Source organism: Aerococcus sanguinicola (assembly GCF_001543145.1).
GTDB lineage: Bacteria > Bacillota > Bacilli > Lactobacillales > Aerococcaceae > Aerococcus > Aerococcus sanguinicola.
Window position 1 is genome coordinate 216,323 of record NZ_CP014160.1, and the last position, 21,529, is coordinate 237,851.

Consider the following 21,529-nt stretch of genomic DNA (forward strand, 5'->3'; position numbering starts at 1 on the left):
ACTAGCCACCAGTCAAGAGACCAGTGTTACAACGTTGATTTTACCATGTTTGCCTTAATAAAACAAGCGATCCACTAAATATTTTCAGCTTTCTCACGCTTTTTTTCGTCGATAATGGTAATTAAGCGGTCTTGGACCTCTTCAATGGTCAATTCTGAACTGTCGACATGGACCGCATCAGGAGCTGGCCGCAGGGGGCTTTCCTCCCGGTTCATGTCATAATGGTCCCGCTGGCGGATTTCTTCTTCAATTTCTTCCAGGCTTTGGTCAGAATACTGGTGGTCCTGGTTCTCAAGATAGCGACGCTTGGCTCGCTCATGAACGGAAGCGATCAAGTAAATCTTAACTTGGGCCTGGGGCAGGACCACTGTCCCGATGTCCCGGCCATCCATGACGATTCCCTCCGCACGCCTAGCAATCTCTTGCTGGCGCTTAACTAATTCCTGGCGAACCAAGGGAATGGCTGCATAATAAGAGACCAGGTTAGATACCTGGTCCTCACGAATCGCCCGCGTCACCTCTTCGCCGTTCAGATAGACCAACTGGCCCTGCTCTGAAGCTTGAAAGGAAATCTCAATTCCTGCCAAGAGTTTTTTCAAACCCTCTTCGTCTTCGGGTCCAATCCCAGCCCGGCTAGCGGCTAAACTTAGACAGCGGTACATGGCCCCAGTATCTAAGTAAATATAGCCATAGTGTTGGGCCAGGCGTTTAGCCAAGGTCGACTTGCCCGAAGAAGCTGGTCCGTCAATCGCAATTTGGAAATTTTGAGTCAATTCAGGCGCTCCTTTCCGCATTACTGTACCCTAAGGACGGTACCTGGGGCAATGTTCGAATTTGCACTCAGGCCATTCGCTTGGAGTAATTGGTCCAAGGTCATGCCATGGTTAACAGCAATCCGGTAGAGGTTGTCCCCTGCTTGCACGGTATAGGTACCAGAAGTCCCAGCAGTATTTTGCCCTTGTTGGTTCTGTTGGGCATTAGCCGAAGACTGGGCCAAGGAAGCACGTTCGGAAGCTTGGGCAGCTTGTTGTTGCTGAGCTGCGATGCTAGCTGAAGCTGCTGCTGACTGACTAGCTTGGTTAGCGCTCTCCGCTTGTTCTGAGGAAGCGATAGAGGCTGACTTCTTGTCGGCTTCTTCTTTAGCCTTGGACTCTGAAGCCTTCTTCCGGCTCTCTTCCTCAGCCTTGCTGGCGGAAACATTCTGGGTCTTGGACACCATGACTTGGTCCGTCGATTGCGGTTCCACGGTTTTCTTCTGGTTAGCGGTATAAACCGTAATGATCAAAGGCACAATCACCATCACTAAGAGGATGAAGGTCAAAACTTTAGCAAAGGGTGAGATCTTCTCATCATGGCCCTTGGGATTGCGGGCTGAGCGGGAATATTGGCGCTTCTTCAGGTTCTCGTACTCACCAAAATTCTGGTCGGCCTCATCAGTGAATTCACTCGTTTCAGGGTCATCACCTAGGTCTTCGTAGTCATAGTCATCGACTTCATCATAAGCGTCGTAGTCGAAGTCCTCCTGGTCCAAATCATCTGAAGGGCGCTTTCTAAACTGATTAAACTTATCGCGTAAGCTCATAACGGGTCAATCCTTTCCAATTCATTTAAAAAAATTGTATCACTTTATAGTTGAAAAGTCATTTAAATTCCTCGGTCACTTGCGGTTAAATAGTTGGTCCAAACGTTCTTGCCAGTTCGGACGCCCCGCCTTTTTGGCAGCCTGTCCAGACGTCAAGTAAGCCTGCCAGGGGGCCAAAGATTCAAAGTTAGGCTGGCAGCGGCTACAACAAAAAGCAGGTTTTTCTCCCTCTTCCTCACTTTGGAAATAGTCCAGAAGCCCTTGTCTCAAACAAGTCTCCCCTTCAACTAGGGCCAGTAGATGGTCTAGGGCTGCCTGGTTCTTCTTGATATAAGCCTGATAGTGAGCCTTAGCCTGGTCAAAATCATTAAAATGAAAACGGTAAAAGTCAAGCCGGGCGCTGACGCCCTGGTCAAGCCCGTGGGAAAGCTGGGAAATTTGGCGGTCAGTCAACTTAAAGCTATGAGCTAACAAAGCTAAAAAGTTGTCTGCCTCTTCTTCTGGGTGTTGCCTAAAGTAAAGCATGCGTCGCTTCTCTTCCTGGTCCACTAAGATCAAGTGGTAGGCCTGCTTGCGGTCGCGACCGGCGCGGCCGCTCTCCTGACTCAATTCATTCAAAGAAAAAGGCAAGTGGTAGTGGATAACAAAGCGCAAGTCTGCCTGGTTAATCCCCATTCCGAAGGCTGACGTGGCAAAAATCACATCCAAGCTATGGTTCAGAAATTGTTCCTGGATGGCAAAACGTTGGCTATCCGGAAGGTCAGCATGGTAGGCTGCCACATTCAGACCCTGGGCCCGAAAAGTCTGACTCAGTGCTTCGAGTTCGGCTTTTTGGTGGACGTAGACGATTCCCGGTTTGGGTAAGTGGCTCAATTTTTGACCGAGAAATTCAAACTTATCTGCCGCATCCAAGAGCTCACAATCGTAGAAGATATTGGGGCGGTCCAGCGGGAGTTTCACCGTCTTGACTCGCTCTTCAGGGTCAAAGAGATAGGACTGAATGGTCCCAAGTTCAGCCGGGCTCGCCGTTGCGGTCAGAGCTAGGGTTAGGGGGCGGCCCAGGTCTTGGCGGAGGGCTTTGAGCTGGGAATATTCGGGCCGAAAGTCTACCCCCCATTGAAGGATACAATGGGCCTCATCCACCACAAAGAGATCAATCGCTAATTGCCGGAGCCGGTCTTTGACCCGGCCTTGTTGGATCATCTCTGGCGATAAGAAGAGAAAACGATAGTCCCCCAGCTGGGTCAAGGCCTGGTTGAAGGCTTGGGGACTAAGCGCACTATTTAAGGCCATGGCTCCTTTAAAACCGCCGAGCTGGAGCTGGGCCAATTGGTCTTGCATCAAGGCAATCAAAGGAGACACAATGACCGTTAGTCCAGACTTGCCCTGAGCAAAGAGTTGGTAGATCAAGGACTTTCCGCCCCCAGTTGGCATCAAGGCCATGACCTGCTTACCAGTTTCCAAGGCCTCCAAGGCTTCTAACTGACCGGGTTTAAAGGTATCCAAGCCAAAATAAGTCTGTAATTCCTGCTTAAAATCACGCACGAGCGAAGTTCCCCCCTTCTGCTTCAAGATTAGCAATCTGCCAGACCCGGTAGAGCCAAAATGCTTGGTCCCCATACTGGTCTTGGAAAGTTGCAAAGTCTTCTGGGGCTTTTTCCGCATAGAAGCTTTCAGGGCCTTTCCCCAGAGCTCGGCCCAGCTCGGGCAAGAAGCGGTCACAGTCAAAGATAGCCACTTCAATCAGATGATCGGCCAGTGTCGAGGCTTTGAGTCCCCTCCTGGCCTGGACTTCCGCTAGGCTAGCTCCCTGATCCAAGCCCTTCAAGGTCAGATCAGCAGAAGGCTTCCAGGCGGGGAAGCGTCGGTCGAGTCCTTTTTTGAAATAAATGAGATAAGGACACCCCTCTGCTGATTCAAGGGCCTGGTCTAAACGCCCTAAAACAAATTGTCGGGCCAAGCTAAATGCCTGACCCTGCAGTAGATCTAACCAGTCCTCAGCCGCCAAAGCGGGGAGGTCGTGTCCTGAAAATTGACTGAGCAAGAAATCGGCCTGGTCCTGAGGCCAGTCTTCTAAAAGCCGTGCCCATTCCTGGTAAAATGAGGCAGTAAAGGCCTCCCGTCCCTGAATCCTTAGCTGGCTAAAATAGGCTTTCACAAATTGCTGAACTTCCCAGTCTTGGGTCACCGTCACATAGCGCTTTTGTCCATAAGCTAGCTGGGAGGCAGCTTGGACGAGGAGCAAGTAGGCCTCATAGCGCTTCTGCCGGCTTTGGGGGAAGACCATGCCCTGGCGGTAATCAAGCAGGGCTGCCAAGAAAGAAAGCTTTGTGTTAGAATAATCCTGACGGCTCGCTTGCTGGGCTAAGACCTGACCCCAGTCAGACTTCTTGAGCTGGGGGAAGAGGCCAAAATAAGCCTCCAATTGATGCTTTTTCGCAAAGTAGAGGGTCGATGGCGTCCGCTTGCCAATCAACACTTGGTAGGTCGAATTCGGCGTCAGGCCCTGACAGCTAGTGATAACTTTGACAAGAATTTCGTTCACGCGACTCCCTCCAGAAAGGTGATTGATGATGCAAGGACAAATTATTCCTGAAGCCTGCATTGCCTGCGGGATTTGCCAGCTCAAAGCCGGGCAAATCTTCGACTATGACGATGAAGGCATCGCTTACTTCAAAAACGCAGACCAGGCTTACCGAGCCCAGATTCCAGACGACCAAGTCGAGGCCTTCCGCCAGGCCCTCACCCACTGTCCGACAGGCGCTATCCAGCGGGTCAAAAATTAAGAAAAAGCTTTCCGTTATTGGACCTTTCAGTCCCATTATAACGGAAAGCTTTTTCTTTGTCTGCCTTCTTCCTCTTTCATACTTAAGTGAGCATTCCTTACACTTGCCTTTGATCGTTAAAGAGCCATGGCACCGGCTCGAGCCAAGGACTCTCGCCTTAAATTAAAAAAATTAAATCTATAACCACCGATCCAAAATCGGTAGGAGGCGTCTGAGGAAGAAGTGGGCGACGATAGATACCAAGATCCCCTTGACGAGGTTAAAGGGCACAATGCCCATGAGTAGGTATTGGACCATGTCATTAATCGGGAAATTCATCACTGCCGAATAGAAGGGCGCTAGCACGAAGTAGTTCAAGGCAACCATCACTAGGGTCAGCGATAGGGTCGCCGAGCCATAAGTTAAGAGGAGTCTCGACCAAGCCAGCTGGCGGTCCTTAGCCTTGATAGTTCCTAAGTGGCCCCGCAGGAAATAGTAAATCGGCAAGATATAGGCCAGGCTGGCTAAGAAGCTGGCCAAGTCGCCAATCGGATAACCCGCATCCCCACCAGTTTGGATATAGTGAAGCAGGGTCCGGATCAAGGCCGCTAGAGCACCGGACAGGGGGCCATAGAGGAAGGTCGTTAATAAAAGCGGGATATCTGAGAAGTCAATCTTTAAGAAAGGCAAGGCGAAAAGAATGGGAAAAGCAAAGAACATTAAAAGATAAGCCAAGGCTCCCATAATCGCTATAAACATTAATCTTTTAGCCTTCACAACTACTTCTCCTTTCCATCTTCTGCCAAGTCTTTGAGCTGTTGGACCTCAAAGGGCAAGAGGACACGAGATTGACCGGGCCGCAGATCATCCAGGTAGATATTCCCATAGAATTCACGGCGCAATTTTTGCACAGAATGACCGATGGCGTCGAACATCTTACGGACTTGGCGGTTGCGGCCTTCGTGGATGACCAGTTCAACCACGGCATAGTCCTTGGCTTCTTCCGTCTTAATCATGCGTGCCTTGGCTGGGGCCGTCTTCTTGCGATCAATAATAACCCCCTTCTCCAAACGGCGGAGGTCGTCGCGGTTCGGAATGCCGTTGACCTTGGCGATATAACCCTTAGCCACCTCGTGACTGGGGTGCATGAGGAGATTAGCAAATTCCCCGTCATTGGTCAAAAGCAAGAGCCCACTCGTATTATAGTCCAAGCGGCCAATCGGATAAATCCGCTCTTCCACATCTGGGAAATAGTCGGTCACACAGGGGCGCCCACGGTCATCTTCCACTGCTGAAATGACGCCTGTTGGCTTATTCAGGACAAAATACTTGGGTTCTTCCTTGTAGATTGGAACTTCATCCACTTCCACCCGGTCGTGGCGACTCACCTTGGTCCCCAATTCCACCACCGTCTCGCCATTGACCTTCACCCGGCCAGCTGTAATTAACTTTTCCGCTTGTCGGCGTGAAGCCACGCCTGCATGTGCAATGACTTTCTGTAATCTTTCCATAGCTCAATCTCCTTTAAGCAAATTATATCTCCATACTGTTGTCAGCGAGCTCTCCTGCATCAAATAAAGCCGTCTGTTCAGCCTCCTCTGTTTCCTCCGTCTTGAGCCTAGTGAGATCCGGTAGTTCATCTAAGGAAGACAGGCCAAAATATTGGTAGAAGTAATCGCTCACTCCATAGATGATGGGCCGGCCAGGACCTTCTTTACGGCCTTGTTCTTCAATCAGGTCATGCTGGAGGAGTTTCTGAATCATGGCTGAGGACTGAACCCCTCGGATATCATCGATCTCCATCCGCGTGATAGGGGCCTGGTAAGCAATGATGGCCAAAGTTTCCAGGGCTGCTTGCGATAGCTTGACCGAGAAAGGCGACAGAGCATAAGACTTGACCACATCCGCTAGCTCCGACTTGGTGACGAGCTGGATGCGCTGGTTGACCCAAGATAGCTTCAAAGCCGACTGCCGGTCCGCCTGGTATTTCTCAGCCAATTTCAAAAGGGCATAGCGGGTCTGGTCGATGGACAAGTCGAGCAATTGAGCCAATTCTTCTAGGTCCAAGCCTTGGTCGCCGGCAACAAATAATAAACTTTCAATGGCCTGCATGGCTCTCATTCCCCCACCTCATTTCGTTTGATCTCAATATCGGTCTGGCCCAAAGTCTGGGCAAAGGACAAGTCCGCAGCTTTGACCAGTTGTAAGAGGGCCAAGAAGAGTGTCACGATCCGTTCGCGGGTCAGCGGGCCATCCACGATCAAGTCATAAAAAGAAATTACCCGACCACGAGGACAAGCTTGGAGCAGGTCATCCATGGCTTCCTGGACAGAATAAGTCTCTGCTTGCACCTGGCGTTCCAAAGGGGCCTGACTCTTCAAGCGACGCATCATTTTACGCAAGGCTGCTAGTAAGTCATCTTGGTCGAAAGCCCCTTTTGCTAAGGGGACCTTGGTCTGATAGGCGGATAGGTCGCTAGCTGCCTTGGGATACTCCAATTGCCGGGCCTCCTGCTTCTCTTCCAAGAGCTTGCTCACATTCTGGTATTGCTGGTAGGTCAGCAATTGCTGGACCAGGTCTTCGCGGGGATCTTCTTCCTCTTCTGTCGCTTCTTTCTTGGGCTTGGGCAGCATCATCTTCGACTTAATTTCAATCAGGCTCGCCGCCATAACCAAGTACTCACTGGCCAAGTCCAGTTCCAATTCCTTCATAGCCTCCAAGTAGGCCAAATACTGCTCTGTAACCAAGACAATGGGAATATCAAAGATATCCACTTCAAGGGTCTTAATCAAGTGCAAAAGCAGGTCCAAGGGCCCTTCAAAACTAGCTAAATCCAGCCTCAAAGCAGAGGCTGGATAGTCTTCAAGCTGCTTATTTTCTTCCATTAAAGGTCTGACACTTCCTCTGCTGAATGCTTGCCTTTAGCCTGGCGCATCTCAAGATTCCATTTCTTGAAAAAATCCGACATCTCAATTGAAGCTGAGAAATTACGCTGGGGAAAAAGCTCACTGAGTTCCGTTATCATCTGCGAAACCAAGCCTTCGCCCCTAAAAGAAGGCGTCACCGCCACATAGCGCAGAATAATGCTTTGGCTATCCAAGTCTTCATCAAAAGCAATCAAGGCATGGTAGTTATCGGATGCTTGGTCCCTGTAGAGGTATAAGGACCGGTAGCCGGATTCGATTTTGGCAATTTCATTACTCATCTCCTCATAGTCCTTAAAACGCGGAATATAAGAGAGTAAACCCATCGCTACTTTTTTATACTTTGGAATATATGGTGTTAGCATATGTTATCTCCCAATCTAAAAGTCAAAATTTAATTAACGAAACTCTAACATATTATCACAGATCTTGCAATTCTTACAAGCTTTCTTGGCTTAAGTGGCGGTGCATCCGCTGCCAATAGTGCTGGTAGAGAAGAGCAAATTTATCGCTTGCATGGGCCTCCCAGGGCTTGCGCTTGCCACAGAAATGCAAGAGAGCCGTATGGGCAATCACCCACTGGTCATCCCATGCCCCCGCTGAAATCAGTTCATAGGTCTTCTGATAGCGCATGTCGTAATTATAAATTTGGTCGGGCAAGGCATAGACCTGGTGGCCATAGAGGGCATTGAGGACATCCTGGTCCGGTAAAAAGAGCTGGTAGTAATGGGAAGCAATGTAGCGGTAAATGTCATCCGCACGCACCTGGGCTCGGAGTGCCGGCAAATTCATCAAGAGCACCCCTGAATTGTAGTAAGAGCCCCCATCCTCTCGCTGTAAACGAAGCCGGTTAAAGTCATCCGAGAGCCTGGTGAGACGGGAATGGCTGGCCGCTGCGTATAAATGGTCAGCTAGGTCTAAGTGGTAGAGCTCTGACAAGTCATTGATGCAGAGGATATCCGCATCCAGGTAGAGGATCCGATCTAAATGGTCCGGTAAGAAGTCTTGGGCCAGAAGCCGGTAGTAAATAGTTTCCGGATAGCGTTTAGAAACAGGGGCCTGGCTAAAGTCGGCCTCCTCCATATTGATCAAGTGGAGGTCGATGGCAAAGTTAGCCGTCAGACTTTGGATAGCTTCTTTCCCCGCTAAGGCTCCCTTGGTCAAAATATAGACGGCCTCGACCGCTTCCTTGCTGTTCTCTACCACCGAAGTAAGGGTGGTCAACATTTGATCGACAAAGCGATGGTCAATAGCAAATAATAAATTCATCATTACCTTTCTAGTTCTGCTAATTGTCAGAACTCAAAATTTTATCTATAATAAGTAAAATGCAGTAAATCATAAGGAGTGAAAGCATGTCCCTAGATCAAGAAAGAAAGAAAATTAACCAGATTGACCAGCAAATTGTTGCCCTCTATGAAGACCGGCTTAAAGTCAGTGAAGAAATTGCCCGACTCAAAGCCGCTCAAGGGGCGGCTATCTTCGTGGCTGACCGAGAACAGGCCGTGATCGACAATGTTCAAAAAGGCTTAAAGAATCCAGCCAATGCTGATAGTGTCCAAAAACTCTACCAGGAAATCATGCGCCTATCCCGCGAACGCCAGCAAGAAATTCTTGCCAACGACCAAACTAATCCAGAGCACTAAAGACTCGGCCCACCCGGTCTTGAAAGACAATGAGTGATTGCTTCTGAGCCACTTGGAGGGGGCTTTTGTTAATTAAGACCAGGTCTTTGCCGCCGTAATAATTAATCAAGCCCGCTGCCGGATAAACGACCAGGGAAGTCCCAGCAATAATCAGCAAATCCGCCTCTTGCAAGGCCTGGACAGCGGCTTGAAGGACAGAGGCATCTAAACCCTCTTCATAGAGCACGATATCTGGCCGCACGATGCCCTGGTCTTTTTCGCAGCGAGGAATCCCGTCTCGGTCCTGACGCAAGTCTTCATAGGCATAAGCCTGGCCATAGTCCATACAGTAATTGCGCCAAACGGACCCATGTAATTCAAACACCCGCTGGCTACCAGCCTTCTGGTGGAGACCATCAATGTTTTGAGTGATGACCGTCACTTCCTTCCCTCGAGCCTCCAAGTCCGCCAGATAGCGGTGGGCCGGATTGGGCTCAGCCTCAGGGAAGACCAAGTGTTCGAAATAAAAAGCAAAAAATTCTTCTGGATGGGCCATAAAGTAATGGTGGGAAATCACCTCTTCGGCCGGAATCTGTGCCCCTTGGTCCTTGCTGTAGAGCCCTTCAGAGGAGCGAAAATCAGGGATACCACTTTCAGTTGACACCCCTGCCCCACCGAAAAAGACCAGATGTTGACTCTTGTCAATTAATGCTTGCAATTGATCTATTTTTTCCATAATACCACCCTTTCTCAGTTCATCGATTCAAGCTCTGCTTCTATTTTAACAGAGCTTGGGAAAAAGCAGAAATTTAAAGGAAAATATTAACCCTTTATTGCATTTTCTGTTAATATAATACATAAAGAAGTGGAGGTTATTCCTAATGCGTAAATTCTTATCCATCATCGGCTTGGCCTTGTTTATTTTCTTAGGCGGCTGTTCCCAAGTCCAAAAGACGGACGACGCCTTCTTCGCCGACCTGGCCTCAACCTGGCAGGATCGGACGGAAACTATGAAGAAAGTGGAAAAGGAAAATGATATCACCAAGTCCTTCAAGGCAATCTTTGAAACGGAGTTAAAGGGACTAGAGAAGTATGAAAATGCTGATTTCGAAGATCCTGAACTCGGTCAAACGGTTCAAAATTACCTCAAAGAAGTTAGAGCCTGTCTTGAAGCCCTAGACACGGACCAATTGGGCTATGACGACCTTGAAAACTATCTTAACCACTATGACAAGCGGGTGGGCTATCTCAAGGAGCTCTCCAAAGACAAGCGTTATGTCCTACCTGAGGGGTCGGAAGATGACCTGGCCTTAGACCGTGAACAGATTAAAAAAGACAAGGCTAAGGCTGAGGAGCGAACCGATATCCTGAAGAAATTCCAAGAAGACCTCAATAAACTGAGCTTCCAAGGTAGCAAGGATGCTAATGGCCAAACCAATATCAGCGGTCAATTATCCAATACTACAGGAGCGGACTTAGCCAACTTCACCATCACCATCAAGTTCCTCGATAAGGATGGCAATGAAGTAGACAAGCAAAGCGAAAAAATTGACGTCCTGAAAAATGGCGAAACGAAAGATCTGACATATTCCACTGACAAAGACTTTGCCAGTGTTGCTCCAGACCTTAACTTAGATAATCTGGAAATTAATAAGCCCTAGGGCAAATAAAGAAGCCTTAAAGTGAAACAGGCAAGCTGTTTACTTTAAGGCTTTTTTAGTGCATTAAGACCGTGGGAAGGACTTAGCATAAATTTCTTTGAGATGAGGAGCATGGATATGGGTATAAATTTGTGTCGTGGAAATATCACTATGGCCAAGCAATTCTTGAACGACCCGCAAATCCGCCCCATTCTCAAGAATATGGGTCGCAAAGGAGTGGCGGAGAGTGTGGGGGCTCACATTTTTTTGGATACCGACTTCTTGGACATAGGCCTTGATGCGCTTCCACACCCCTTGACGGCTGATCCCCTTTCCGTGGTGGTTTAGGAATAAGATCTCCGAATCCTTATCCTTGAGCAGTTGGTCACGGGCATAGTCCTGGTAGCGGCCAATCCAATCAGCAGCCACTTCCCCCAGGGGCACAATCCGCTCCTTGTCCCCCTTGCCCAAACTCTGGAGGAAGCCTAATTCTGGATGGATATCCGTTACTTTGAGATGGACGAGCTCACTCACACGAAGGCCCGAAGCATAGAGGAGCTCCAACATGGCCCGGTCTCTTAGTCCTAGGGGTGTCCCGATATCTGGAGCCTGGAGCAAACGGTCCACTTCAGCCATGCTTAAGACAGTGGGCAGGGTCTGCCGTTTCTTGGGCATGGCAATCTGGTCGACGGGATTCTGGTCAATCTGTCCGTTCAACAATAAGTGGGAAAAGAAACGCCGCAAGCATGACAGCAAGTGGCTGAGGGTAGTCGGCTTCTGTCCTTGGTCGCTCTTGAACTTGAGAAAGGCCCGGATATCTGTGCGATCTAGGTCCTTGTAATGGCTAAAGCCTTGGTCCTCCATCCAAGCATCCAAGCCCCGGATATCATTGGCGTAGCTCTTGATAGTGTTATTCGATAAACCTGCCTCTACCTTGAGTGTCATCAGAAAGTCTTCCAGAAGTTCCTTATTCGTCATAGGGCAAGTCTCCTTCTTGGCAGTCCTGGCAGAGGCCGTGGATGACCAAGTGGTGGTTAGTCACCTTGAAGTGGAAGTTTTTTTCGACTTCTTTTTCTACAGCGTCCAGGAGGTCCTCGTTGATTTCAATAATCCGACCGCAATGGATGCAAACCAAGTGGTGGGGGGCATGCTGGGATTGCCGGTTGATGAGGCTGTAATAGGCCAATCCTTCGCTGCCCATGACCTTGCTGACCACCTGGATGGACGTTAAAATCTCCAGGGTCCGGTAGACGGTGGCCAGACCGATTGATTCATTCTTTTCCCGGGTGTACATATAGATTTGTTCGGCACTCAGCAACTGGTCGCTTTGCTCAATCAATACCTGTAGGGTGCTCTGACGTTGGGGCGTCAGCTTAAATCCAGAAGCTTGAACCGAAGCCTTCAGCTCTTGAAATTGGTCTGTCCCCACTAGTCCTCATCCCCTTTGTTTACTAAATAAATACCTGCTTGGTCCTGGCGCAGGATCCCCTCTTTCATCAGATGGCCGAGGGCACGTTTAAATTGGGCCTTGGAAAGGCTGAAGAACTTACGAATATCTTCCGGCCGGCTCTTATCATTGTAAGGTAGGAAGTGATCTGGTTGCCGTTCCAGGATAGCCTGAATCATTTGAGCATCTTCATTGATGACTTGGTAGGCTTGCGGTTTCAGGGACAGGTTTAAGTTGCCATGTTGGCCCACACCGATCACCCGGGCGGTCACTTCCTCACCCAGGGCGGGCTCTTCATAGCGCTCACTCTCATGGATAAAGGCCTGGTAGTAGTCCTCTGTCAAAAGATAGGTCCCCACAAACTTGCAGCGGTAGACCCGAGCTTTCACCGTTTTATTATTCCAAGTCGAAGTATGGGGGGACAGACGCTTGGAAATCTGCTGGAAGACCTGGTCGTCCGCTAGCTTGGCCCAGACCCGGTCCTTCTTGTCTACTTCTAGGCGCACAAAGAGCTTGCTGCCTTTTTTAGGCCAAAGATGCTTCTCTTGAGGGAGGTCATCCAGGGATAGCACCATGTCCTTATCCGGCAAGCCAATAGCCAAAAAGACCCCTAAATCTGGTTTAACGGAAGTAACTTCTCCCCAACCGTAACGAGCTTGGCGGACCTCAGGCAGGTCCAGGGTCATGCACAATTGCTTGTGACTGTTCTCATAAACGAAGCCTCGAATGCTGTCGCCCATTTTGAGCGATCCAGCTTGGTCTCTGTCTAAGCGGTAGGACAAGCCATCTTTTTGCACAAAAAAGTGTTTATCGTTCTCATCGGTAACAATGCCTGTCACCAGGCTTCCTAAATATTTATTCATGGTCTACCTCTTTCATTGGTCGAATCGTATCCAATTTCATACGCTTTCTATTCTAGCATACTTTAAGCTTCGAGCGCTCGACCTGGTCTTATAAAAAAAGAATTTTGCTCATTGGTTAATCCAACAAGCAAAATTCTCAATCTAGTTTCAGCTTAATTAAGTACCTAGAACAGAAGAATCAGATTCTTTTTCAATCACCATTTGTAAAAACTGATCCAGTGATTCAGGGCTGGGCGACTTTTGTCAGAGTCTCTTAATTAAGCGTCGCCGCCTTCATAAACAACACCACGACGGGCATCGACGGTGACTAATTGACCTTCAGTCACTTCTGCAACTGCACCTTCAGCCCCTACGATAACTGGGGTATTGGTGTTGATGCCAAGTACGGCAGCATGGCTCGTTACACCGCCTTCTTCAACGATAACTGCCTTCGCTTTGCTAATGGTATCGTTGTATGATTCATCTGTTGTCTTCACAACAAGGACAGAATTAGCCGTTACTTTTTCGTTAGCTTCTTCTGCATCCTTAGCTAAGACAACGTGACCGACAGCAGAATTTTCCCCGATACCTTGGCCGCGAACGATTTGACGACCAACGATTTGGATCTTCATTAAGTTAGTTGTGCCACGTTCGCCGACAGGAACACCAGCAGTTACTAAGATCTTGTCGCCGTCTTGGGCATAGCCATTTTCCTTAGCTAAGTTAGCAGCTAAGATCATCATGTCATCAGTTGTTGCTGGACGTTCAGCTACAATTGGTTCTACCCCACTCGAAAGCATAAGCTTATTGGCGCGGCTTTCAGAGAAGGTTAAAGCCAAGATTGTCGCATTTGGACGGTATTTAGAAATCATCTTAGCCGTAAAACCAGAATCTGTGGCAGCAACAATGGTACGGATACCCAAGTTGCTTGCTGTATAAGCAACGGATTGGCTGATAGCTTCGGCCACGTCTAATTGGGCATGGTCACCACGTTCCACATGGTTAGGTAAAACACCTTCTGAATGCGCAGCGATTTGAGCTTCAGTTGCCAAAGCAATCCGGTTCATGGTTTGAACGGCTTCAACAGGATAGTCCCCAGCTGCTGTTTCACCAGATAACATGATGGCATCGGTACCGTCGTAGATAGCATTGGCAACGTCTGATGCTTCAGCACGCGTTGGACGTGGGTTCCGTTGCATGGAATCTAACATTTGGGTAGCTGTAATAACTGGTTTGCCCAAGCTATTGCAGAGTTCAATCATATCTTTTTGAGCGATTGGAACAGTTTCTACAGGAATTTCAACCCCTAAGTCCCCGCGGGCAATCATTAAACCATCGGAAACGTTCATAATTTCTTTAATGTTGTCCACGCCTTCTTGGTTTTCGATCTTAGGCAGGACTTGAACATCTTGGTTGCCAGTTTCTTCTAGGATTTCGCGGATTTCAAGAATGTCTTCTGGTTTACGGACAAAGGAAGCAGCAATAAAGTCAATGCCTTGTTCAAGACCAAAGCGGATATCGGCTTCGTCCTTGTCGGTAATCCCTGGTAGGTTGATAGAAACGCCTGGTACGTTGACACCCTTCTTGTCCTTGATGATCCCGCTGTTTTCAACAACGGTAACAATTTCGCCATTGGCTTTGTTAATGTCAGTAACCAGTAAGTCAACCAGACCGTCGTCGACTAAGATATGTGAACCAACGTGAACGTCATCAATCAATTGTGGGTAAGTGATCGAGAATTTAGTCGCATCCCCTTCAACTTCTTCTGAGAAGATTGAAACGGTCGTACCTTTTTCAAGTAAAACAGGTTCATGGTTAACCATATTGTGGGTACGGATTTCAGGCCCCTTGGTGTCCAATAAGAGGGCAACCCGCTTGCCGCTTTGTTTGGCAGCTTCACGGATGTTCTTAATCCGGGCTTCATGTTCTTCATGAGAGCCGTGTGAGAAGTTCAAACGAGCGACGTTCATGCCCGCTTCCATTAATTGAACTAGGGTTTCAACTGACTCAGAAGCTGGGCCAATAGTACAAACAATTTTAGTGTTCTTTTGCATTTTTGTTCTCCTTTTTTTGCTTTAATCCTTTGAACGAATAGACATTATAAGCGACTTAGTAGGAAATGTCACCATTAATTTCATACAATTCCATCAATGGGGTGTGGGTTTCTCGGTTCAAGACTTCCGAAATATCGCCATAGACAATATCATTGCCACGGATACCCAAGCAGATACCTGAGTGGCCTTGGTTCAAGAGCTCTACTGCCCTGAAGCCAAACATAGTTGCAAGGACACGGTCGCGTGCGGAAGGGGCGCCCCCTCTTTGCATGTGACCGAGAACTGTTGCCCGGCTGTGGAAGTTCCCGTAAGTCGAGAGCTTATCCATGAATTTATTGGCAGACATGACGCCTTCAGCGAGGATAATAATGATATGCTTCTTACCCCGCTCACGGCCTGCCTTGATATCTTCCACAATCTGGTCCATATCAAAGCCAATTTCAGGAATAATCACCTTCTCAGCCCCGGATGAAATGCCGGTCCAGAGGGCAATATCCCCAGCGTTACGTCCCATCACTTCAATAATGAAGGTCCGCTCATGACTGGTGGCCGTATCCCGAATCTTATCGACTGCCTCGATGACGGTATTGCAGGCTGTATCGAAACCAATGGTAAAATCAGTCCCTGCAATATCATTATCAATCGTCCCAGGAATACCAACCGTTGGAAAACCGTGCTCACTCAGGGCCTTGGCTCCCATGAAGGAACCGTCCCCACCGATGACAATTAAAGAATCAATCTTAAATTTCTTTAATTGCGCAATGGCCTTCTCCTGTCCTTCCTTCTCAGCAAATTCAGGATAGCGTGCCGTGTACAGCATGGTTCCCCCGCGCGACAGCAAGTTGCCGACATCATCAATACCCATTTGATAGATATCGCCCTCTGCTAGTCCACGAAAGCCATAGCGGATACCATAAACCTCGTTACCGTCATAGATAGCTTTTCTAACGACAGCACGAATCGCGGCATTCATCCCTGGTGCGTCACCACCACTTGTTAAAACGCCAATACGTTTAACCACTTGGACACCTCGTTTCAAAAAATTAATTCATACAGTTTTATCTTAACATTTTTTCTAAAAAATGTCGCCCTATTTGTAATTTTTTCACGAACTTGTTAGCTGAGAATGACATGTTTTGCCCCATAAATATCCTTAAGGGCTTGGAGGACCTGGGGCGTATGAGCGAGTGCAAATTGTGAGCCCAACCAATGCTGGCTGCCCTCCTCCTTGAAGATAAAGTGGAGGGGCGTGATGCCAGGTTGGTCTTGGACAAGGGCAAGCAGGTCTGCCTTCTTCTGGGAAGCGGCTGCTTGGTTGGCGACTTCGATATGGAAGGCGCCCGCCCGCCCCTGCTTAATGGCTTGGTCTTTGAGCTGCTGGTAGTAGGCCTGGTCCAGGGGATAAACTTGATCGACTAGGATTTGGAGTTGGTCGCGCCGCTCTTCAGTCTTACCGCGCACGGCCAGTTTCTGCTTGTCCCGCAAGAAGGCGGCATAGCGGATATAGGTCTGGGGAAAGGCAGTTAAGTTAACCGTCCCCGTGGCATCTTGGACTTCCAGGAAGGCCATGGGTTGCCCCTTCTTCGTTTGGATCCGTTTGACATGGATGACTTCACCGATAACCTGAACTCCCTGGCCTGGTTTGAGATCGCTAATGGCCTGGAGCTGGCCTGTCTGGTAGAAGTCCTTCCAGGCTGCATAGGGATCGACACTCAGGCAGAGGCCCAGGTAGTCTATCTCTTGCTGGATCAGTTCGGAATCTTTGTACTCTTCGCATTCTTCAATGACCGGAGCAAAGAGAGACTGGTAGTCATTGGCCATGCCCAGGTCTAGCTGGCTCTGTTGGCTCTGCTGGCCAAACAGTTTGCGGTGGTCCAGCAACTTAGGCAGGGCATCTTCCACCAGGGTCCGGCGGTTATAGTTAAAGTCATCCAGGGCGCCGGATAAGGCTAGAGCGGTCAGCACCTTTTCCCGGGCAGCTGCTTGGTCCAAGCGACTGACAAAATCCATAAGATCCTTATAGGCACCTCCGTACTGGCGCTCTGAAATAATGCTCCGGCTCACCGGCCGGCTCAGGGTCTTGATATTGGATAGACCCAGGCGGAGGGTCGACTGGTCGACCAGGTCCAAGGGCATGAAGGACCGGTTGACACTGGGTAGGTCAATTTCAATGCCGGCTGACCGGGCCTCCGTTAAGAGCTGCTTACCCTTGACGTCATGGATGCTGGTGTGGCGAAGGTTACCGTAATAAAAGGCAGCCGGGCAATGGACCTTGAACCAGGCCAAGTCATAAGCCAAGTAAGAATAGGCAAAGGCATGGGACCGGTTGAAGCCATAATTGGCGAAGGCATCGATATAGTGGTAGACTTCTTCGGCCAAGCCTGCCTCATAGCCCTGGTCGATAGCTCCCGCGATGAATTGGTCATGGAGGCCATCTAAGACTTCCTGCTGCTTCTTGCCCATGGCCCGGCGCAGGATATCGGCCTGACCGAGGCTAAAGCCAGCAATCTTTTGGGCCACCTGCATGACTTGTTCTTGGTAGACCATGACCCCGTATGTTGCTTCCAAGATCGGGGCAAGGTCCTCATGGGGATAAGAGATAGCTTCCTGACCGTGCTTGCGTCGGGCAAAGTGGTTGATCTGCTTCATTGGTCCCGGCCGGAAGAGGGCATTGACGGCTGCCAGGTCTTCCATTGATTCGGGACTCACTTGGCGCAGGACATTGCGGATACCGTCCGATTCAAATTGGAAGACGCCCAGGGTCTCAGCCCGCTGGAAGAGCTGGTAGACCGCCGGATCATCCTTTTGGGCCAATTTTTGGTCTAAGTCTTTATAGCCTAACTTCTCAGCAGCTTCTTTGACATCGTGGAGGATGCTCAAGTTGATAAGGCCCAAGAAGTCAATCTTCAAGAGCCCAATCCGCTCGACTTCGCCCATGGTGAATTGAGAGAGTAAGATTTCATTGTTGGCGTTCTGCTGGAGGGGAATATCCGCCACCAGGGGCCGGTCGCTAATCAGGACTCCTGCCGCGTGCGTCGAGACATGGCGGGGCAAGCCTTCTAATTTCAGCGCCGCTTGGAGCCAGAGCTTGCCATCTTCCGTTTCCTCTAGCAGGCGCTGGAAGTCTTTGGAAGCTTGGTAGGCCTGGCGTAAGCTGACCTGACCTTTAATTTGATTGGCCCAGCTACTAATTTCGGCTTGACTCTTACCTAGGGCTGAGCCCACATCGCGCAGGGCCTTGCGCGCAGCAAAAGTTCCGAAGGTAGCAATCTGGGCCACATGGTCGGCCCCGTATTTTTCATAGACATAGTGGAGGACATCCTGACGGCGGTTGTCGGGAAAGTCCAAGTCGATATCGGGCATGCTGTGGCGCTCGGGATTGAGGAAGCGCTCAAAGAGTAGGTCATTTTCAATGGGATCGACATGGGTAATGAAGAGGGCATAGGCGACCAAGGAGCCTGCTGCTGACCCCCGACCAGGCCCTACAGTAATCTTAGAGGCCCGGGCATAGCGCATAATATCCCACACAATCAAGAAATAATCATCAAAACCCATCCGATGAATCACTTGAAGTTCGTAGGTCAAACGCTCCTGGTAAGCTTTAAAATTTGCCTGGTCGCCCACGCGCTCGGCCAAACCCTGGGCTGCTTGCTGGGCCAAGTAGGACTGGGCATCCTCCCCCTCAGCTAGGGGAAAGCGCGGCAGGAGTTCCTTGTGGTAGACCATCTCGACATTCAGATCAGCGACTAAGTCAGACAGACGGTCCACCGCCTCCGCTAATCCGATTTCAGCGTATTCAGCCCGCCAATCTGCCGGCGACCTTAGAAAGTGAGGGCCCCGCCCCTCCCGGCTAGCTTCAATATCTTCTAGGGGCCGGTTCTGGTCAATAGCTGCTAGGACTTGCTTGTAGAAAACGTCCTCCGTCTCTAAGTAGGCAACATAAGGCAAGGCAAGGAGGTCTAAGCCGGTCTTCTGGCTCAGCGCTTTAATGCTATCCAAGTGGTAGCGGTCAAAGGCCTGGGCACTCAGCCCAATATAGAGATTACCTGCCTTAAAATGCGCTTTAAAGCCCTGGCACCAGGCCAGAGCTTCAGCGTCTTGATTCTCTTTAATCCGTGCCATATGAGGGCCATAAACGGCAGACAGGACTACCAGGAGATTATCATTCTCCTTTTTTAAACGATCCAAGGCTTCTGCGTAACGCCCGGTTTTAACCAGTGTAGACAAGCGCATGAGGACCTGGTAGCCTGCCTGGTTGCGCGCATAAACCACATATTCTTCAAAGTCCTGACCCATAAGTTCAGAAGGGAGCTGGAGGGATAGACCAATCAGGGCCTTAATCCCCGCTTCCTGGCAGAGGTCGTAGAATTCACAGGCGCCGTACAGGACATTGACATCGGCCAAGCCCAGCGCCTGGTAGCCCAATTTTTTGCCAAAAGCCACATAATCAGCGAGGGACATGGGACTCTTGAGTAAGGTATAGGCACTATTGACATGCAAGGGGGCAAACATAAGCTCTCTCCTTTCCCCGTATGGTCACAAGTTAATCGTCTTCACGGTATTGGGGTCCTTGGATATACATAGCGTCCCCGAAGCTAAAGAAGCGGTAAGAGGCTTCCACTGCGTGCTTATAGGCAGCCAGGACATGCTGGCGGCCGGCGAAGGCACTAACTAACATCACTAAGGTCGACTTGGGCAGGTGGAAGTTGGTAATAATGGCGTCAACCACTTTGAAGTCAAAGCCTGGGTAAATAAAGATAGAAGTCCAACCTGAGTCTGCTTGGAGCTGGCCATCAAATTTTTGCGCGATGGTCTCCAGGGTACGGATACAGGTAGTGCCAACTGCAACAACCCGCTTGCCCGCTGCTTTAGCAGTCTTGATCTTTTGGGCATTCTCTTCGTCCAAACGGTAGAATTCCGAATGCATCTCATGGTCAGTTAAATCATCGGCGCTCACAGGACGGAAGGTACCTAAGCCCACATGGAGGGTCAGATAGGCCAGGTCAACGCCCTTGGCTTGGACCTGGTCTAGGAAGTCCTCGGTAAAATGCAGACCGGCTGTTGGTGCCGCTGCTGATCCATTCTCCTTGGCGTAGACCGTCTGATAACGGTCCGGGTCATCCAAGTGCTCTTTGATATATGGAGGCAGGGGCATCTCTCCCAGGGCTTCGAGAACTTCCATAAAAATGCCCTCATAAAGAAATTCAATTTCTCGTCCCCCGTGGTCTAATTCCTTCACCACCTTAGCTCTTAACTGGCCGTCTCCAAATTGGATAATAGTCCCTGTCTTCAGGCGGCGGGCTGGTTTAGCGAGAACTTCCCAGCGGTCCCCTTCCAAGTTATTTAGCAATAAAAGCTCGGCATGGCCACCGGTTTCTTCCTTGGTGCCCAAAAGCCGGGCAGGGAGGACCCGGGTGTCATTGAGGACGAGCACATCTCCAGCTTCCAAGATATCGAGCAAGTCAGCAAACATATGGTCTGCATAGTGGCCAGTCTGGGCATCGAGGGTCAAAAGCCGGCAGTTTAACCGGTCCTTGGTTGGGGTCTGGGCAATCAGTTCTTCGGGTAGGTCATAGTCATAGTCTGATGTTTTTAATGTCATTCCATTCGCTTCCTTTTTCACTTGCTTTCTTCTGGGTCGATCCCTAAATGGCTATAGGCTAGGGAGGTGACGATCCGTCCCCGAGGCGTCCGTTGGAGAAAGCCATTTTGGATCAGGTAGGGTTCATACATATCTTCGATGGTGAGGGGGTCTTCGGCAATATTAGCAGCAATTGTCGACAAGCCGACCGGGCCGCCTTGGTAGTAAAAAATCATGGTTTCCAAGATCTTCCGGTCAACAGCGTCTAGTCCCTTGGCATCCACTTCCAAAATGTCCAAGGCCTTCTGGGTAATAGCCAGGTCAATGCGTTGGTCCTCATTGAAGACCTGAGCGAAGTCCCGGACCCGCTTCAACAAACGGTTGGCAATCCGCGGCGTCCCGCGCGACCGCAAGGCAATTTCATAACTGGCCTGGTCATCGATGGGACTATTGAGCACCTGGCTAGTCCGCTGAACAATGGCATTGAGCTCGTCAGGACTGTAGTAGCGCAGCTGCTTAACGATACCGAAACGATCGCGCAGAGGCGCTGATAAGGCCCCTGCCCGTGTGGTGGCCCCCAGTAAGGTGAAGGGGGGCAGGTCAAACTGGATAGCGTGGGCTTCGGTATCCTGACCCACAATAATATCCACGCGGAAGTCTTCCATCGCCGAATAGAGCATCTCTTCCACCACCCGGGGCAAGCGGTGGATCTCATCAATAAAGAGAATATCCCCCGGCGCCATCTCATTGAGTAAGACGAGTAAGTCTCCTGTCTTCTCAATCGCTGGGCCGCTGGTCGTGTGGACCCCTACCCCGAGTTCATTAGCTAAGACATAGGCCAGGGTCGTCTTCCCCAAGCCAGGTGGGCCATAGAGGAGGACATGGTCTAAGGATTCATCTCTGGCCTGGCAAGCTTGGATATAGACCGCTAGCTCCTTTTTAAGGGCGGACTGGCCGATATACTCCCTTAAATACTGAGGACGGAGCGAACCTTCAAACTTCTCCTCCGCTAGGCCTTGATTATTCTCATCTAGTATACGTTCTGCCACTGCAGGCCTCCTTTCACAAT

22 protein-coding genes are annotated in these 21,529 nt (G+C 49.7%); 3 read left to right on the plus strand and 19 right to left on the minus strand.

The features are described from left to right. Positions 1-74: 74 nt before the first annotated feature. The 4 genes from cmk to AWM72_RS09335 form a co-directional block, all read right to left on the minus strand. Positions 75-773: a (d)CMP kinase gene (gene cmk / locus AWM72_RS01140; protein ID WP_067976485.1), complete on the minus strand. Its 699-nt coding sequence runs from the start codon at positions 771-773 to the stop codon at positions 75-77. 20 nt (positions 774-793) lie between these two features. Next, positions 794-1,582, minus strand: a complete 789-nt coding sequence (locus AWM72_RS01145; RefSeq protein ID WP_067971907.1) for a LysM peptidoglycan-binding domain-containing protein — start codon at positions 1,580-1,582, stop codon at positions 794-796. Positions 1,583-1,657: 75 nt separating this feature from the next. Then, the gene (locus AWM72_RS01150) at positions 1,658-3,127 is read right to left on the minus strand and encodes a RecQ family ATP-dependent DNA helicase (protein ID WP_067971909.1); all 1,470 of its coding nucleotides are present in this window, start codon (positions 3,125-3,127) and stop codon (positions 1,658-1,660) included. After that, positions 3,120-4,127: a YpbB family protein gene (locus AWM72_RS09335; protein WP_067971911.1), complete on the minus strand. Its 1,008-nt coding sequence runs from the start codon at positions 4,125-4,127 to the stop codon at positions 3,120-3,122. Before AWM72_RS09335 ends, AWM72_RS01150 begins: the two co-directional genes overlap by 8 nt. 25 nt (positions 4,128-4,152) lie before the next feature. Between AWM72_RS09335 and AWM72_RS01160 the strand changes: the two genes are divergently transcribed. Continuing rightward, a complete protein-coding gene (locus AWM72_RS01160; RefSeq protein WP_233419251.1) occupies positions 4,153-4,368 on the plus strand; it encodes a ferredoxin in 216 nt (71 codons plus the stop codon). Between the two features lie 177 nt (positions 4,369-4,545). On the opposite strand, the gene AWM72_RS01165 is transcribed toward AWM72_RS01160, so the two are convergent. From AWM72_RS01165 to AWM72_RS01190, 6 genes are all read right to left on the minus strand, one after another. Further along, positions 4,546-5,124 (minus strand): ECF transporter S component, encoded by a 579-nt coding sequence (locus tag AWM72_RS01165; RefSeq protein ID WP_230080880.1) that lies wholly within the window; start codon positions 5,122-5,124, stop codon positions 4,546-4,548. A 2-nt stretch (positions 5,125-5,126) separates the two neighbouring features. Beyond that, positions 5,127-5,858, minus strand: a complete 732-nt coding sequence (locus tag AWM72_RS01170) for a pseudouridine synthase (protein WP_067971914.1) — start codon at positions 5,856-5,858, stop codon at positions 5,127-5,129. 22 nt (positions 5,859-5,880) lie between these two features. After that, positions 5,881-6,468 carry an SMC-Scp complex subunit ScpB gene (gene scpB / locus AWM72_RS01175; RefSeq protein ID WP_067971916.1) on the minus strand — a complete coding sequence of 196 codons (588 nt, stop codon included), beginning with the start codon at positions 6,466-6,468 and terminating at the stop codon, positions 5,881-5,883. Next, a complete protein-coding gene (locus AWM72_RS01180; RefSeq protein ID WP_067971919.1) occupies positions 6,465-7,232 on the minus strand; it encodes a segregation and condensation protein A in 768 nt (255 codons plus the stop codon). The genes scpB and AWM72_RS01180 overlap by 4 nt, the downstream gene beginning before the upstream one ends. Then, positions 7,232-7,636 carry a hypothetical protein gene (locus AWM72_RS01185; protein WP_067971922.1) on the minus strand — a complete coding sequence of 135 codons (405 nt, stop codon included), beginning with the start codon at positions 7,634-7,636 and terminating at the stop codon, positions 7,232-7,234. Before AWM72_RS01185 ends, AWM72_RS01180 begins: the two co-directional genes overlap by 1 nt. A 73-nt stretch (positions 7,637-7,709) precedes the next feature. Next, the gene (locus AWM72_RS01190) at positions 7,710-8,540 is read right to left on the minus strand and encodes a glycosyltransferase family 8 protein (RefSeq protein WP_067971925.1); all 831 of its coding nucleotides are present in this window, start codon (positions 8,538-8,540) and stop codon (positions 7,710-7,712) included. Positions 8,541-8,626: 86 nt separating this feature from the next. Here AWM72_RS01190 and AWM72_RS01195 point away from each other — a divergent pair, with 86 nt between their 5' ends. Continuing rightward, positions 8,627-8,917 carry a chorismate mutase gene (locus tag AWM72_RS01195; protein ID WP_067971929.1) on the plus strand — a complete coding sequence of 97 codons (291 nt, stop codon included), beginning with the start codon at positions 8,627-8,629 and terminating at the stop codon, positions 8,915-8,917. Here the strand turns inward: AWM72_RS01195 and AWM72_RS01200 are convergent. After that, complete coding sequence (locus AWM72_RS01200) at positions 8,901-9,632, minus strand: NAD-dependent protein deacylase (protein WP_083505571.1); 732 nt, start codon at positions 9,630-9,632, stop codon at positions 8,901-8,903. The genes AWM72_RS01195 and AWM72_RS01200 overlap by 17 nt on opposite strands. Before the next feature lie 145 nt (positions 9,633-9,777). Here AWM72_RS01200 and AWM72_RS01205 point away from each other — a divergent pair, with 145 nt between their 5' ends. After that, positions 9,778-10,557, plus strand: coding sequence for an FxLYD domain-containing protein (locus AWM72_RS01205; protein WP_067971936.1), 780 nt, complete (start codon positions 9,778-9,780; stop codon positions 10,555-10,557). A gap of 63 nt (positions 10,558-10,620) precedes the next feature. Here the strand turns inward: AWM72_RS01205 and xerD are convergent, their stop codons facing one another. The 8 genes from xerD to ruvB form a co-directional block, all read right to left on the minus strand. Continuing rightward, a complete protein-coding gene (gene xerD / locus AWM72_RS01210) occupies positions 10,621-11,514 on the minus strand; it encodes a site-specific tyrosine recombinase XerD (protein WP_067971939.1) in 894 nt (297 codons plus the stop codon). Then, positions 11,504-11,965, minus strand: a complete 462-nt coding sequence (locus tag AWM72_RS01215) for a Fur family transcriptional regulator (protein WP_067971942.1) — start codon at positions 11,963-11,965, stop codon at positions 11,504-11,506. Before AWM72_RS01215 ends, xerD begins: the two co-directional genes overlap by 11 nt. Further along, entirely contained in the window at positions 11,965-12,846 is an 882-nt protein-coding gene (locus AWM72_RS01220) for a CvfB family protein (protein WP_067971945.1), read from the minus strand. Before AWM72_RS01220 ends, AWM72_RS01215 begins: the two co-directional genes overlap by 1 nt. A gap of 257 nt (positions 12,847-13,103) precedes the next feature. Then, positions 13,104-14,879 carry a pyruvate kinase gene (pyk, locus tag AWM72_RS01225; RefSeq protein WP_067971948.1) on the minus strand — a complete coding sequence of 592 codons (1,776 nt, stop codon included), beginning with the start codon at positions 14,877-14,879 and terminating at the stop codon, positions 13,104-13,106. Between the two features lie 55 nt (positions 14,880-14,934). Continuing rightward, positions 14,935-15,852, minus strand: a complete 918-nt coding sequence (gene pfkA / locus AWM72_RS01230) for a 6-phosphofructokinase (RefSeq protein ID WP_067976491.1) — start codon at positions 15,850-15,852, stop codon at positions 14,935-14,937. A gap of 143 nt (positions 15,853-15,995) precedes the next feature. Then, positions 15,996-19,391, minus strand: coding sequence for a DNA polymerase III subunit alpha (locus tag AWM72_RS01235; RefSeq protein WP_067971951.1), 3,396 nt, complete (start codon positions 19,389-19,391; stop codon positions 15,996-15,998). Positions 19,392-19,422: 31 nt separating this feature from the next. Then, on the minus strand, positions 19,423-20,481 hold the full coding sequence (gene queA, locus AWM72_RS01240; RefSeq protein WP_067976497.1) for a tRNA preQ1(34) S-adenosylmethionine ribosyltransferase-isomerase QueA: 1,059 nt from the start codon (positions 20,479-20,481) through the stop codon (positions 19,423-19,425). 17 nt (positions 20,482-20,498) lie between these two features. Continuing rightward, entirely contained in the window at positions 20,499-21,509 is a 1,011-nt protein-coding gene (gene ruvB, locus AWM72_RS01245; RefSeq protein ID WP_067971954.1) for a Holliday junction branch migration DNA helicase RuvB, read from the minus strand. Between the last annotated feature and the right edge of the window lie 20 nt (positions 21,510-21,529).

What these genes read in the sequence shown, in the direction of transcription:
- AWM72_RS01145 (WP_067971907.1), bottom strand. Translation starts at nt 1,582, where the DNA reads ATGAGCTTACGCGATAAGTTTAATCAGTTTAGAAAGCGCCCTTCAGAT.
- AWM72_RS01160 (WP_233419251.1), top strand. Translation starts at nt 4,153, where the DNA reads ATGATGCAAGGACAAATTATTCCTGAAGCCTGCATTGCCTGCGGGATT.
- AWM72_RS01170 (WP_067971914.1), bottom strand. Translation starts at nt 5,858, where the DNA reads ATGGAAAGATTACAGAAAGTCATTGCACATGCAGGCGTGGCTTCACGC.
- scpB (WP_067971916.1), bottom strand. Translation starts at nt 6,468, where the DNA reads ATGAGAGCCATGCAGGCCATTGAAAGTTTATTATTTGTTGCCGGCGAC.
- AWM72_RS01180 (WP_067971919.1), bottom strand. Translation starts at nt 7,232, where the DNA reads ATGGAAGAAAATAAGCAGCTTGAAGACTATCCAGCCTCTGCTTTGAGG.
- AWM72_RS01185 (WP_067971922.1), bottom strand. Translation starts at nt 7,636, where the DNA reads ATGCTAACACCATATATTCCAAAGTATAAAAAAGTAGCGATGGGTTTA.
- AWM72_RS01190 (WP_067971925.1), bottom strand. Translation starts at nt 8,540, where the DNA reads ATGAATTTATTATTTGCTATTGACCATCGCTTTGTCGATCAAATGTTG.
- AWM72_RS01195 (WP_067971929.1), top strand. Translation starts at nt 8,627, where the DNA reads ATGTCCCTAGATCAAGAAAGAAAGAAAATTAACCAGATTGACCAGCAA.
- AWM72_RS01200 (WP_083505571.1), bottom strand. Translation starts at nt 9,632, where the DNA reads ATGGAAAAAATAGATCAATTGCAAGCATTAATTGACAAGAGTCAACAT.
- AWM72_RS01205 (WP_067971936.1), top strand. Translation starts at nt 9,778, where the DNA reads ATGCGTAAATTCTTATCCATCATCGGCTTGGCCTTGTTTATTTTCTTA.
- xerD (WP_067971939.1), bottom strand. Translation starts at nt 11,514, where the DNA reads ATGACGAATAAGGAACTTCTGGAAGACTTTCTGATGACACTCAAGGTA.
- AWM72_RS01220 (WP_067971945.1), bottom strand. Translation starts at nt 12,846, where the DNA reads ATGAATAAATATTTAGGAAGCCTGGTGACAGGCATTGTTACCGATGAG.
- pyk (WP_067971948.1), bottom strand. Translation starts at nt 14,879, where the DNA reads ATGCAAAAGAACACTAAAATTGTTTGTACTATTGGCCCAGCTTCTGAG.
- pfkA (WP_067976491.1), bottom strand. Translation starts at nt 15,852, where the DNA reads ATGAATGCCGCGATTCGTGCTGTCGTTAGAAAAGCTATCTATGACGGT.
- AWM72_RS01235 (WP_067971951.1), bottom strand. Translation starts at nt 19,391, where the DNA reads ATGTTTGCCCCCTTGCATGTCAATAGTGCCTATACCTTACTCAAGAGT.
- queA (WP_067976497.1), bottom strand. Translation starts at nt 20,481, where the DNA reads ATGACATTAAAAACATCAGACTATGACTATGACCTACCCGAAGAACTG.